This is a genomic window from Streptomyces sp. L2 (assembly GCF_004124325.1).
Classification (GTDB): domain Bacteria; phylum Actinomycetota; class Actinomycetes; order Streptomycetales; family Streptomycetaceae; genus Streptomyces.
The window spans coordinates 2,837,885-2,850,190 of sequence record NZ_QBDT01000001.1 but is presented as its reverse complement, the minus strand read 5'-3'; the positions used below and the strand labels follow the sequence as shown (position 1 = coordinate 2,850,190).

8 protein-coding genes are annotated in these 12,306 nt (G+C 73.7%); 7 read left to right on the top strand and 1 reads right to left on the bottom strand.

Translation table 11 applies throughout. From position 1 onward, the window contains the following. The first annotated feature begins 147 nt into the window (after positions 1-147). The 7 genes from DBP14_RS12150 (at position 148) to DBP14_RS12120 (ending at position 10,892) form a co-directional block, all read left to right on the top strand. Positions 148-1,143, top strand: coding sequence for an alpha/beta hydrolase-fold protein (locus DBP14_RS12150; protein WP_241740879.1), 996 nt, complete (start codon positions 148-150; stop codon positions 1,141-1,143). 101 nt (positions 1,144-1,244) lie between these two features. Continuing rightward, positions 1,245-1,604 (top strand): hypothetical protein, encoded by a 360-nt coding sequence (locus DBP14_RS12145; protein WP_129307256.1) that lies wholly within the window; start codon positions 1,245-1,247, stop codon positions 1,602-1,604. Between the two features lie 14 nt (positions 1,605-1,618). After that, the gene (locus DBP14_RS12140) at positions 1,619-2,803 is read left to right on the top strand and encodes a glutathionylspermidine synthase family protein (RefSeq protein ID WP_129307255.1); all 1,185 of its coding nucleotides are present in this window, start codon (positions 1,619-1,621) and stop codon (positions 2,801-2,803) included. A 166-nt stretch (positions 2,804-2,969) separates the two neighbouring features. Continuing rightward, a complete protein-coding gene (locus DBP14_RS12135; protein ID WP_129307254.1) occupies positions 2,970-5,174 on the top strand; it encodes a M4 family metallopeptidase in 2,205 nt (734 codons plus the stop codon). A 237-nt stretch (positions 5,175-5,411) separates the two neighbouring features. Next, positions 5,412-8,498 (top strand): LuxR family transcriptional regulator, encoded by a 3,087-nt coding sequence (locus tag DBP14_RS12130; protein WP_129307253.1) that lies wholly within the window; start codon positions 5,412-5,414, stop codon positions 8,496-8,498. A 286-nt stretch (positions 8,499-8,784) separates the two neighbouring features. Continuing rightward, entirely contained in the window at positions 8,785-9,978 is a 1,194-nt protein-coding gene (locus DBP14_RS12125; protein ID WP_129307252.1) for an FAD-dependent oxidoreductase, read from the top strand. Next, complete coding sequence (locus tag DBP14_RS12120; protein WP_129307251.1) at positions 9,975-10,892, top strand: RNA polymerase sigma-70 factor; 918 nt, start codon at positions 9,975-9,977, stop codon at positions 10,890-10,892. Before DBP14_RS12125 ends, DBP14_RS12120 begins: the two co-directional genes overlap by 4 nt. Positions 10,893-11,083: 191 nt before the next feature. On the opposite strand, the gene rocD is transcribed toward DBP14_RS12120, so the two are convergent. After that, positions 11,084-12,298, bottom strand: coding sequence for an ornithine--oxo-acid transaminase (rocD, locus tag DBP14_RS12115; RefSeq protein WP_129307250.1), 1,215 nt, complete (start codon positions 12,296-12,298; stop codon positions 11,084-11,086). Positions 12,299-12,306: the final 8 nt, after the last annotated feature.

Genomic DNA, 12,306 nt, shown 5'->3' with positions numbered 1-12,306 from the left:
GAGCACGGGCTGACTGTAGGTGCCCGGCCCGCCGTGTACGTAATGCACGCAACCGTGACGCCCCCGCCGGGGTGGGGGAGAGTCACTGCCACTCCACCCCCACTCACCCCCAACTACCCAGTGATCCAAGGACAAGGAGTCGTACACGTGCCGAAGACGTCATCGCGCCGTCCGGTCGTCCGCCGCGCCCTGGGTTCCACCCTTCTCGCCGCGGCCACGCTGCTCGCGGCGGCCCTGCCGGCGACGGCGGCCACCGCGGCCGCCCAGCACGGCGGTCCCGCCCTGTCGCACCGCTCGTCCGGCTGCGGCGAGAACCCCGGCCAGGGGGCCGGCACCTCCGCCGACCACACCCTGGTCTCCGGCGGCATCGAGCGCCGGTACCGCGTGCATCTGCCGGCCGACTACCGCCGTAACCGCCCGCTGCCCGTCGTCCTCGCCTTCCACGGCCAGGGCCGCACCTCCGCCTACATGGAGGAGCTGACCGGCTTCGACGCGGTCGACGCCATCGCCGTGTACCCGCAGGGCGCCCCCGGCACAGAGAAGGGCAAGCCGTCCTGGCAGGGCGCGCCGTACTCGGCGCCCGGCGTGGACGACGTGCGCTTCACCGGCGACCTGATCACCGCCCTGGAGCGGAACCTGTGCGTGGACGAGACCCGGGTGCACGCCGCGGGCAAGTCCAACGGCGGCGGCTTCACCGCGCTGCTCGCCTGCCGGATGCCCGGACGCATCGCCTCGTTCAGCATCGCCTCCGGTGCCTTCTATCCGCAGTCCGGACCGTGCGAACCCACCGCCCCCGCACCCGTGCTGGACTTCCACGGCCTCGCCGACACCACCATCCCGTACGACGGGAACCCCGCGAAGGGGCTGCCGGCCGTGCCGGACTGGCTGGCCGGCCGGGCCGCGCTCGCCGGGTGCGCGCCCACGTCGCGGGACAGGGACCGCGGTGACGGCGTGACCGTGCGCACCTGGCGGCACTGCGACGGCCGCGGCGCCCTCGTCCACTACCGCGTCGCCGGCCTGGCCCACGACTGGCCGAGCACCAGCCCCAACCCCGACTCCGACCAGCCGGCCGTGCTCGACGCCACCCCGGTCATGTGGCAGTTCATGCGCCACCACCCGTTGCGGTCGCGCGCCGGAAGCTGAGGCACCGAAGGCACCGGCCCCCGCCGGACGGCGCCGCCCGCCGAGGCACTAGGCTCGCGGCACAGCGATCAGTACGTCGTTCGACGGGGGACAGCTTCACCATGGCAAACGCGCGCCGGCAACTGCGTTCGGGGGCGGTCGTGCTCGGCGGCATGGGCCTGCTCGCCGCCGCCCTCACCGCCTGCTCCTCGCAGCCCGACAAGCGCTGCGTCGACCGCGACAGCTACCACTACGGCAAGGGCTACAAGGTCGTCGCCGACAAGAACTGCAAGTCCGTCAAGGCGGCCGTCAACGGCTCCTGGTACTACGGCGGCGACAAGGACGGCTCCTGGGTCTCCGGCGGCTCCTTCACCAAGCCCCGCAAGAACTCCGGCGGTTCCTCGGGCAGCCACGGCAGCGGCTACCACGGCTCGGTCAAGCGCGGCGGCTTCGGCGGCGGCCACGGCAGCTCCGGCGGCTGAACCGGTCACGCCGCATGGAACGCCGTACGATCACCCCCCGCCCCGGCTGGCAGCAGACCGTCGAGGAGCAGGGGCTCGTCTACCCGCTGACCCGCCACCCCGACGGCACCCTGCGCCCGTACTGGGACGAGAGCGCCTACTACGTCTTCTCGCTCCCCGAGGTCGAGGCGCTGGAGGAGACCGTCGAGGAACTGCACGCCATGTGCCTCGCGGCGGCCGGCCACCTCGTCGCCGAGGACCGCCTCGCCGACCTCGGCATCACCGACCCGCGGGTGGCGGCCGCGGTCACCGAGGCCTGGCACCGCCGTGCCGAACTGCCGTCCCTGTACGGCCGTTTCGACCTCCGCTACGACGGCACCGGCCCGGCGAAGCTCCTGGAGTACAACGCCGACACCCCCACCTCCCTGGTCGAGGCGGCCTCCCCGCAGTGGTTCTGGATGGAGGACCGCTTCCCCGGCTCCGACCAGTGGAACTCCCTGCACGAGCGCCTCGTCGACGCCTGGCGCGCGCAGGCCGCGCTGCTCCCGCCCGGCAGCCCGCTGCACTTCGCGCACTCCTCGGCCGACGAACTCGGCGAGGACCTGATGACGGTCGGCTATCTGAAGGAGACCGCCGAACAGGCCGGCCTCGACACCGACTGGCTCTCCATGGAGGAGATCGGCTGGGACAGCCTCTCCGGCCGCTTCGTCGACAACCGGCTGCGGTTCATACGGGCGCTGTTCAAGCTATACCCGTGGGAGTGGCTCACCACCGACGCGTTCGCCGGCCACGTCCTGGACACCCTGGACAACGGCGGCGGCACCGGCAGCACCCTGTGGATCGAGCCCGCCTGGAAGATGCTGCTGAGCAACAAGGCCCTGCTGGCCGTCCTCTGGGAGCTGTACCCCGGCCACCCGAACCTCCTCCCCGCCTACCTCGACGGCCCCCGCGAACTCGCCCGGACCACCGGCTACGTCGCCAAGCCGCTGCTCGGCCGGGAGGGCGCCGGGATCACCGTGCACCAGCCCGGCGCACCCGTCGTCGTACGCGAAGAAGCCTGCTGCTACCAGCAGTTGGCGCCGCTGCCCGCCTTCGACGGCAGCCACGTCGTGCTCGGCGCCTGGGTCGTCGGGCACGAGTCCGCGGGCCTCGGCATCCGCGAGTCCAGCGGTCTGGTCACCGACGAGTACGCCCGTTTCCTGCCCCACGTGATCCTGTAGGCCCACAGGTCCGCACGGCCGGCGGGCCCGCAGGGAAACCCCTCACACTTCGCGCAGTGCCTGGCAGCCGTGCGCGCGGATTCCCCAGACTCATGCGTCGGCGCCGCTCCCCACCCACGAGCGGCGCCGGCTCACCCCCGCATGAGGCGAAAGGAACCCCCGCCGTATGTACATACGAAGAGCCGCGAGACTCCTGACAGTCACCCTGGCCTGCGTATCCGCATCCGCCATCGCCCTGCCCGCCGCCACAGCGGCCCCGGCCCCGGCACCGCACGCCCACCCGCACACCCAGCCCGCCCCGGCGGCCGGCCCCGACGCCTTCGCCAAGGCCACCTTCACCACCCACCCGTCGGCCGCCGTCCGCGACCGGGTCGTGGACCACGCGAGGAAGGCACTCGCCGACCACTCCCACGCCGCCCACCAGGCGGCCGGCGACACCTTCTCCGTGCGCAACATGGTCGTCGACCACGACGGCTCCGCCTCCGTCCGCTTCGACCGGACGTACAAGGGCCTGCCGACCTACGGCGGTGACGTCGTCGTGCACCTCAGGAAGGACGGCACGTACGACTCGCTCGCCACCGGCTCCCGGACGACCGGGGCCGTCTCCACCAAGCCCTCACTCCCCGCCTCCCGCGCCGTAAAGGCCGCCGAGGGCGCCTTCCACGGGCACATCGAGTCCGTCTCGGGCTCGCACCTCGCCGTCCAGATGAACGGCACCCGTGCCGCCCTGGTCTGGGAGACCGTCGTCAGCGGCGTACGCCCCGACCAGACGCCCAGCAGGCTGCACGTCCTCGTGGACGCCCACAGCGGCAAGGTCGTCCGGACCAGCGACGACATCGACACCTTCGTACCGGAGGGGACCGGGCACGCCGATGGCCCGGCCACCACCGCCGCGAAGGCCGCCACCAACGCCGTCACCCCGTCCGTCGCCGCCAACGGACAGTCCCTCTACAGCGGCCGGGTCTCCCTCGACGTCACCCAGTCCGGCGGCGGCTACGCCATGCAGGACCCCGCGCACGGCAACGGCTACACCACCAACCTCAACCACGCCACCAGCGGCACCGGTTCCGTGTTCACCAGCTCCACCGGCACCTTCGGCAACGGCTCCACCAGCGACCCCGCGTCCGCCGGAGTCGACGCCCACTACGGCGCCGCCATGACGTTCGACTACTACAAGAACGTCCAGGGCCGCAACGGCATCTTCGGCGACGGCCGGGGCGTGCCCTCCCGCACCCACTACGGCAACGCCTACGTCAACGCCTTCTGGGACGGCTCCCAGATGACCTACGGCGACGGCCAGGGCAACGCCCGCCCGCTCGTCGAACTCGACGTCGCCGGGCACGAGATGAGCCACGGCGTCAGCGGCGCCCTCACCGGCTGGGACGAGACCGGCGAGACCGGCGGCATGAACGAGGGCACCAGCGACATCTTCGGCACCATGGTCGAGTTCTACGCCGACAACCCGGTCGACACCCCCGACTACACCATGGGCGAACTCATCAACATCAGCGGCGACGGCCGCCCGCTGCGCTACATGTACAACCCCTCCCTGGACGGCAGTTCGCCCAACTGCTGGAACAGCGGCAACGGCAGCCTCGACCCGCACTACTCGATGGGCCCCCTGAACCACTGGTTCTTCCTGCTGGCCGTCGGCAGCGGCAACCACGGCTACGGCAACAGCCCGACCTGTGACAACTCCACCGTCAACGGCATCGGCAACGACAAGGCCGCCAAGATCTGGTACAAGGCCCTCGCGTCCTACGCCAACAGCAGCGAGAACTACCACCAGGCCCGCATCGACTCGCTGCGCGCCGCCGCCGACCTCTACGGCGCGCACTGCACCGAGTACAACACGGTGAACGCCGCCTGGGCGGCCGTCAGCGTCACCGGCAACGACCCGGTCCCCGGTACCTGCGGCACCCAGCCCGGCGGCTCCCCGACGGTGACCAGCCCCGGCAACCAGACCTCCGCCGTCGGCACCGCCGTCTCCCTGCAGATCCAGGCGAGCGACCCCGGCGGCGAGACGCTGGGCTACAGCGCGACCGGCCTGCCCGCCGGGCTGTCCATCAGCTCCTCCACCGGCCGGATCACGGGCACCCCGACCACTCAGGGCACCTCGTCCGTGACCGTCACCGCGAAGAACACCGACGGCGCCACCGGCACGGCCTCCTTCACCTGGACCGTCAACGGCAGCGGCACCCCGCCCCAGGGCTGCGGCAACCTGCCGGCCTGGAGCGCGAGCACCGCGTACGTGCCCGGTGACGAGGTGTCGTACGACGGCCACAAGTGGTCCTCCACCTGGTACTCCACCGGAGCCGAACCGGACGCGCCCGGCTCCTGGGCCGTCTGGAGCGACGAGGGGGCCTGCTGACCGCCTGAGAACCCGCAACACCCAGGTACGACCGGGCCGTTGACCTCCCCGCCGACGGCCCGGCCGGCCTGTCCGGCAGCCTCCCGGCCGCCCCCGCGATTGGTCTTGACCTTTCCCCGGGGGCGGTCCTACATTCGGCGCGGCAGAGCCGTGCCGGGGCGGGTTCACGACCGGGACCCGCGGGGTGCACGAGGCCGTGTCCGGGTGGGCACGAGGCCGTGTCCGAGGGGGCCTGCGATGACCGAGCCGTCCACGCTGCCGGCGCAGCGCGCCGAGCGTCCCGCACCGCCCGTCGTCGGACACGGCGCCCTGCACGACACCGCGCGCGCCCACCTGGCCGGCCACGGCGGAGTCCTCCTCACCGGGCCGCCCGGCATCGGCAGGACCACCCTCGTCTCCCGGCTCGCCGCCGACCTCGCCGCCCGCGGCCACCGTGTCCTGCGCTGCTCACCCTCCCCGGCCGACCACGACACCCCCTTCCTCGGCCTCATCGACCTGCTCGCCCCCGTCGGCGACGACACCCTCGCCGGTCTCGCCCCGCACGAGCGAGCGGTACTCGAATCGGCCCTGCTCCGCAGCACTCCACCATCGACCCCGGCCTCCGGTCCGACTCCGGCCGCGGGCCCGACTCCGGCCCCGGCCCCGACCCCGGCCCCGGCCCCGGCCCCGAGCCTGGCCGTGGATCCGAACCTGGCCGTGGAGCCGACCCTGGGCCTGGCCCCGCGCCCAGAACCGACCCCGGCCACCGCCCCGGCCCCGGCCCCAACCCCCGCCGCCGGGCGTGGCGCGCTCGTCCTGCGGATAGCCGTCCGCAAGACCCTCGCGCTGCTGGCCGCCGACCACCCGGTCCTGCTCGTCGTCGACGACGCCCAGTGGCTCGACCCGCCCACCGCCGGCGTCCTGCGGTTCCTCGCCGCGCACGGCGGACCGGGCCCCGGCCCCGCCGTCCTGGCCGCACTGCGCACCGGCGTCCCCGCAGACGAGGCGCCGTACGCGCCACGCACCGGCGTGCCCGGGCACGAGGGCCCGTACGCCGGCTCCGTCCACCCCCAGGACCTGTGCCCGCACCCCGTCCGCCGCGTGCCCGTGCCCCCGCTGACCGCCCACGAGATCGCCGACCTCCTCGAAGCCCACGACCAGCCCACCTGGCCCCGGCCCCTGATCGCCCGCCTGCACCAGGCGAGCGGCGGCAACCCGCGCACCGCGCTGGAACTCGGCGCAGCGCTCGACGAACGCGTCCGCACCGAGGGCGCCGAGCCGCCCCACGCCGAGGAACCCCTCCCCGTACCCGACTCCCTGCGGCGCCCCATTCTCGACCGCGTCGCCGCCCTCCCCGCCGGCGCGCGCCAGACCCTGCTCACCGCCGCGGCCGCCGCCCGCCCCACCGTCGACCTGCTGCGCCGGGCCGGCTGTCGGCACGCCCCGGCCGACGTCGACACCTGCGTACGACGCGGACTGCTGCAGACCGGCGACCACGGCGTCCTGCGGTTCCCGGACCCGCTCACCCCGCTGGTCCTGCACGCCGACACGCCCTACGACGACCTCATGGGCGCCCACCGCGCACTGGCCGACGCCGCCACCGACCCCGTCGAACGCGCCCACCACCTCGCCCGGCTCACCGCCGGCCCGGACCCCGCCGTGGCGGCCCGCCTCGCCGACGCCGCCACCGCCGCACGGCGCCGCGGCGCCCCCGGCACCGCAGCCCGCCTCGGGCGGCTCGCCGCCGACCACACACCCGTCGGCGACAGCCACGCCGACACCGACCGCCGGCTCACCGCCGCCGAGGACGGACTCGACGCCGGGGACTTCGACTTCGCCCGCCACCTCGCCCACGAGGTCCTCGGCGACGCCGACCGGCCCGCCGACCGGGTCCGCGCCTGGAACATCGTCATCGACTCCTGCGGCCAGGCCATGGCCGAGATCTCCACCGTCTTCCACGAGGCCGTCCGCGACGCCGGCCGCGACCCCGCGCTGCTCGCCCCGCTGCACTACCGGATGAGCTGGCGCGAATGGATGGTCGGCGGCTCCGCCGCCCGCGCCCACGGCCACGCCGTACGCGCCGCCGCGCTCGCCGCCCGCACCGGCGACCGCCGTACCGAACTCATGGCACTCACCCAGCAGGCCGCTCTCGAACTCTTCCTCGGCCTGCCCGAGGCCGAGACCACCCTGGCCGCCGCCCTCAGCGCACCGCACGACGCGCACGCCATGGCCCACCACAACGGCCCCCTCTACCTCAAGCACCGCTTCCACCTCGTCCACGACGAACTCGACGAAGCGCGAGCCGAACTCCGCACCCTCGTCTACCGGTTGCGGCAGCGCGGCTCCGCCGACAGCCTCAGCCACTGCCTGCTCGGCCTCGCCCAGGTCGAGATCTGGCGCGGACGCTGCCGCCCCGCCCTCACCATCGCCCGGCAGAGCCTGCGCATCGCCGAACAGGCCGGCCTCAGCCAGGGACCCTCCTGGTACGGCGTCTCCCTCGCCGAGACCGCGGGCGGCACCCTCGGCCAGGCCCTCGCCGCCGCCGAGGCCGCCCGCCGGCACAGCGAGGACGACGACGACCGGCTCTTCCTGCCCCGCGCCCTGCACGCCGAGGGCCGCATCCGGCTGTTCGGCGGACAGGCCCACCAGGCCGCCGAACTGCTCCGCCGGGCAGCCGAGTTGGAGACCGCCCAGGGCCAGCAGGACCCGGCGACCCGGCGCTGGCACGCCGACCTCGCCGAAGCCCTCGCCGGCAGCGGCGCCACCGACGAGGCCGAAGCCGTCATCGCCCGCGCCCGCGGCCAGGCCGAACGGCTCGGCCGCCCCGGCGTCCTCGCCACCCTCGCCCGCGCCGCGGCCGTCGTCAGCGAGGCCCGTGGCGAACCCGGCCGGGCGGCCACGGGGTTCGAGGACGCCGCGGCCCGGCTGCGCACCGCCGGATACCCCCTGGAGGAGGCCCGCGCCCGCGTCGCCCTCGGCAGGGTCCGCCGCCGCCTCGGCGACGAGGTCGCCGCGCACGCGGCCTTCGCCGAGGCGCTGCGCATCTTCACCAAGGCCGGCGCCCGCACCTGGATCGCCTTGACCCGCGCCGAACGTGACCGGGCCGGCGACGACCCGCTCCGCCTCCCCGAGACCGGTTCCGGCTCCTGGTCCGAGGGCCTCAGCGCCACGGAACGCAGCGTCGCCGCCCGCGTCGCCCAGGGCGCCACCAACCGCGAGATCGCCACGGGCCTGATGCTCAGCGTCAAGACCGTCGAGGCGGCCCTCACCCGCGCCTACCGCAAACTCGGCGTCAAGTCCCGCGTCGAACTCACCCGCACCCTCATGACCCGCCCGACCGGCTGAGACGTCATCTCACCTGGCCGGGTCGGCGGCCCCTTCTCGCCCCTGGCCGCGGGATACGGACCCGTCGGACCTCCCCTTTCCAGGGCCCGCGGGTTCACCGAGCGGAAGGCGCCCCGCGACCAGTCCGGGTCGGACCGGGCCCTGAGCCAGGTGGTCCGCGGCCGCCCGTCCCCCTTCCTGGTGTGACGCGGGTCACATCGGCTCCATGTCACGAACGGAAGGGCAGCTCGCGTCTGGTGGTCGTCCGCACGGCGGGAAAGACCGACACGATGGAGATGGCAGAGCGATGAACGCGACAGCGGCACAGCAGCACGAGGTCCTGGTCCTGGGCGCCGGCTACGCAGGGCTCTCCGCCGCGATCCAGCTCGCGGCCCGCGCAGGGAAGCGGGGGACACCGCGTGTGACGCTGGTCAACCCCTACGACACCTTCACCGAGCGGCTCCGCCTGCACATGACCGCCACCGGCCAGGAGACGGCCGAGATGAACATCCCGGAGCTGCTGGACGGCACCGGCGCCTCCTTCGTCCGCGGCTGGGTCACGGCCGTGGACGCCGGGGCGAAGACCGTCCGGATCGACGACGACCGGGTCCTGCACTACGACACCCTGGTCTACGGTCTGGGCAGCATCGCGGACACCGCCGCCGTCCCCGGCGTGGACGACCACGCCTACACCCTCAACAGCCCGGAGGACGCCGCCCTCCTCGCCGAACGGCTGACCCGGTCGGGCGGCGGGACCGTCGTGGTCGGCGGCAGCGGCCTGACCGGCGTCGAGGCCGCGGCGGAGATCGCCGAGCGGCTCCCGGAACTCCAGGTGGTGCTGCTGGGCCGGCAGGAGCCGGGCGCGGGCATGCACCCGAAGGCCAAGGCCCACCTGGATGCGGTGCTCGCCCGGCTCGGTGTGCGGGTGCGCAGTGGCGTCGACGTGGTCAAGGTGCTGCCGGACAGCGTCGAACTCGCGGACGGCTCCAGCATCCCGGCGGACGCGGTCGTGTGGACCAGCGGTACCCGCGTCTCCCCGCTGGCCGCCGCCGCGGGCCTGACCGTCGACGAGCGCGGCCGCGTGGTCACCGACAGCGCGCTGCGCTCGGTCTCCCACCCGGACGTCTACGCTGTGGGCGACGCGGCGGCGATCCGCCAGGGCTACGGCGTGATGCACGGAACCTGCCAGAGCGGCATGCCCACCGGCGTGCACGCGGCCCTCTCCATCCTGCGGGTGCTGGCCGGCAAGGAGCCCAAGCCCTTCCGCTTCGGCTACTACCACACACCCGTCAGCCTGGGCCGAAACGATGGCGTCGTGCAGTTCACCCATCCCGACGACAGCCCGCGCCGGATCGTACTGACCGGCAAGCGGGCCGCGAAGTACAAGGAGACGGTCTCCGCCGCGCCGTGGGCGACTTTCGTCCGCATGAAGAAGATGCCCGCCTCGGGCGCGTTCTGGCCGCACGGCGGCCGCTACACCCGGATCAGGAGCGCCAAGTGACCCAGCCGCAGCAGGCCGGCCCCGACCAGCTCGCCTTCCAGCAGTACCGCACCCTGCTCTTCTCCGTCGCCTACCGAATCCTCGGCACCGCCGCCGATGCCGAGGACCTGGTCCAGGACGCCTGGTTCAAGTGGTCGGCGGCCGACCGTTCCCAGGTCGTCGACCCCAAGGCGTATCTCACCCGGATCGTTTCCAACCTGGCGATGGAACGGCTCCGCTCGACGCGCCACCAGCGCGAGACCTATGTCGGGCCATGGCTGCCCGAGCCGATCCTCACCGGCCCGGACACCGCCGACGGCGCCGCCATGACGGACTCGGTCTCCATGGCGCTGCTGGTGGTCCTGGAGACGCTGAGCCCCCTGGAGCGCGCGGTCTTCGTGCTGAAGGAGGTCTTCGCCTTCAGTTACGCGGAGATCGCCCAGGCGGTGGAACGCTCGGAGCCGGCGGTCCGGCAGGCCGGGCATCGCGCCCGCGAACACGTACAGGCCCGCCGGCCCCGTTTCACCGCGGACCGCGCCCGCCAACGCGACGTCACCGAGCGGTTCTTCGCGGCGGCGACGGGCGGCGACATCAACACCCTGATGGAGCTGCTCTCCCCGGACGTGACGCTGTGGACCGATGGCGGCGGCAAGGTCCGCCAGGCTCTCAAGCCGGTCGTCGGCCTGGAGACTGTCGCCGGTTGGTTCGCCGCGCTCGGCACCGCGACCTACCAGGGCATCGAGCCCGGGCAGATGCGGGCGGAACTCACCTGGATCAACGGCGGCCCGGGGGTGGTCTTCCGCGGCCCGGACCGCGTGGTCGCCACGATGACCTTCGACTTCGACCCGGACGGGCGCATCTCGGCCATCCACAACGTGGCCAACCCCGACAAGCTCCACGCCGTCGCCGACGGCACCCGACACGAACTCACCTGAAGAGCACCGTCGTCGCGGACGGCACGTCAGCTGCCGGTCGGTGCCGCGGCCAGGTCGGACTTCGGCCTTCGAGCAGGCCACCGCCGAACAACCCGGTGACCACGATCCTCCGGCGGAGCGCTGCCGGCGCGGGCGGGCGGGCCGCGCCGGCAACGACACGGCAGGGACGGCAGGCGCGGCCGGGGAGACCACTAAGCCCCGTCACCACCGAGCACCCGCCCGATCTCCGCGAGCCCCCAGTCCAGGTCCTCCTCCGAGACGACCAGGGGTGGGGCGATGCGGATCGTCGCGCCGTGGGTGTCCTTGACCAGGACGCCACGGTCCATCAGCCGCTCGGACACCTCGCGGCCGGTGCCGTACGCCGGATGGACGTCCACCCCCGCCCACAGGCCCCGCCCCCGCACCGCCGTCACCCGGCCCGTGCCGGCCAGCGTCGCCAGCGACCCGTGCAGACGCTCCCCGAGCCGGGCCGCCCGCTCCTGGAACTCGCCGGAGCGCAGCATCGCGATCACCTCCAGCGCCACCGCGCAGGCCAGCGGATTCCCGCCGAACGTCGACCCGTGCTCACCCGGCCGGAACACCCCCAGCACCTCGGCGCTCGACACCACCGCCGACACCGGCACGATCCCGCCCCCGAGGGCCTTGCCCAGCACGTACACGTCCGGCACGACCCCCTCGTGCTCGCACGCGAAGGTCCGCCCCGTGCGGCCGAGCCCCGACTGGATCTCGTCGGCGACGAACAGCACGTTCCGCTCCCGGGTCAGCTCCCGCACCCCCGCCAGATAGCCCGCCGGCGGCACGATCACCCCCGACTCGCCCTGGATCGGCTCCAGCAGCACGGCCACCGTGTTCTCCGTGACCGCCGACCGCATCGCCGTCAGGTCCCCGTACGGCACGATCTCGAACCCCGGCGTGTACGGCCCGTAGTCCGCGCGGGCCTCCGCGTCGGTGGAGAAGCTGATCACCGTCGTCGTACGGCCGTGGAAGTTGCCGCCCGCGACCACGATCTTCGCCATCTCCGCGGGCACCCCCTTCACCCGGTACCCCCACTTCCGCGCCGTCTTCACCGCCGTCTCCACCGCCTCCGCCCCGGTGTTCATCGGCAGCACCATCTCCATCCCGCACAGCTCCGCCAGCTCGGCGCAGAACGCCCCGAACCGGTCGTGGTGGAACGCCCGCGAGGTCAGCGTCACCCGGTCCAGCTGCGCCTTCGCCGCCTTGAGCAGCCGCCGGTTGCCGTGACCGAAGTTCAGCGCCGAGTAGCCCGCGAGGAAGTCCAGGTAGCGCCGGCCCTCCACATCCGTCATCCACGCGCCCTCCGCCGTGGCGATCACCACCGGCAGCGGGTGGTACGTGGGCGCACTGTGGGCGTCGGCGGTGGCGATCAGTGCTTCCGTGGCGGTCACAGCGGCTC

What these genes read in the sequence shown, in the direction of transcription:
- DBP14_RS12135 (WP_129307254.1), top strand. Translation starts at nt 2,970, where the DNA reads ATGTACATACGAAGAGCCGCGAGACTCCTGACAGTCACCCTGGCCTGC.
- DBP14_RS12145 (WP_129307256.1), top strand. Translation starts at nt 1,245, where the DNA reads ATGGCAAACGCGCGCCGGCAACTGCGTTCGGGGGCGGTCGTGCTCGGC.
- DBP14_RS12140 (WP_129307255.1), top strand. Translation starts at nt 1,619, where the DNA reads ATGGAACGCCGTACGATCACCCCCCGCCCCGGCTGGCAGCAGACCGTC.
- DBP14_RS12130 (WP_129307253.1), top strand. Translation starts at nt 5,412, where the DNA reads ATGACCGAGCCGTCCACGCTGCCGGCGCAGCGCGCCGAGCGTCCCGCA.
- DBP14_RS12125 (WP_129307252.1), top strand. Translation starts at nt 8,785, where the DNA reads ATGAACGCGACAGCGGCACAGCAGCACGAGGTCCTGGTCCTGGGCGCC.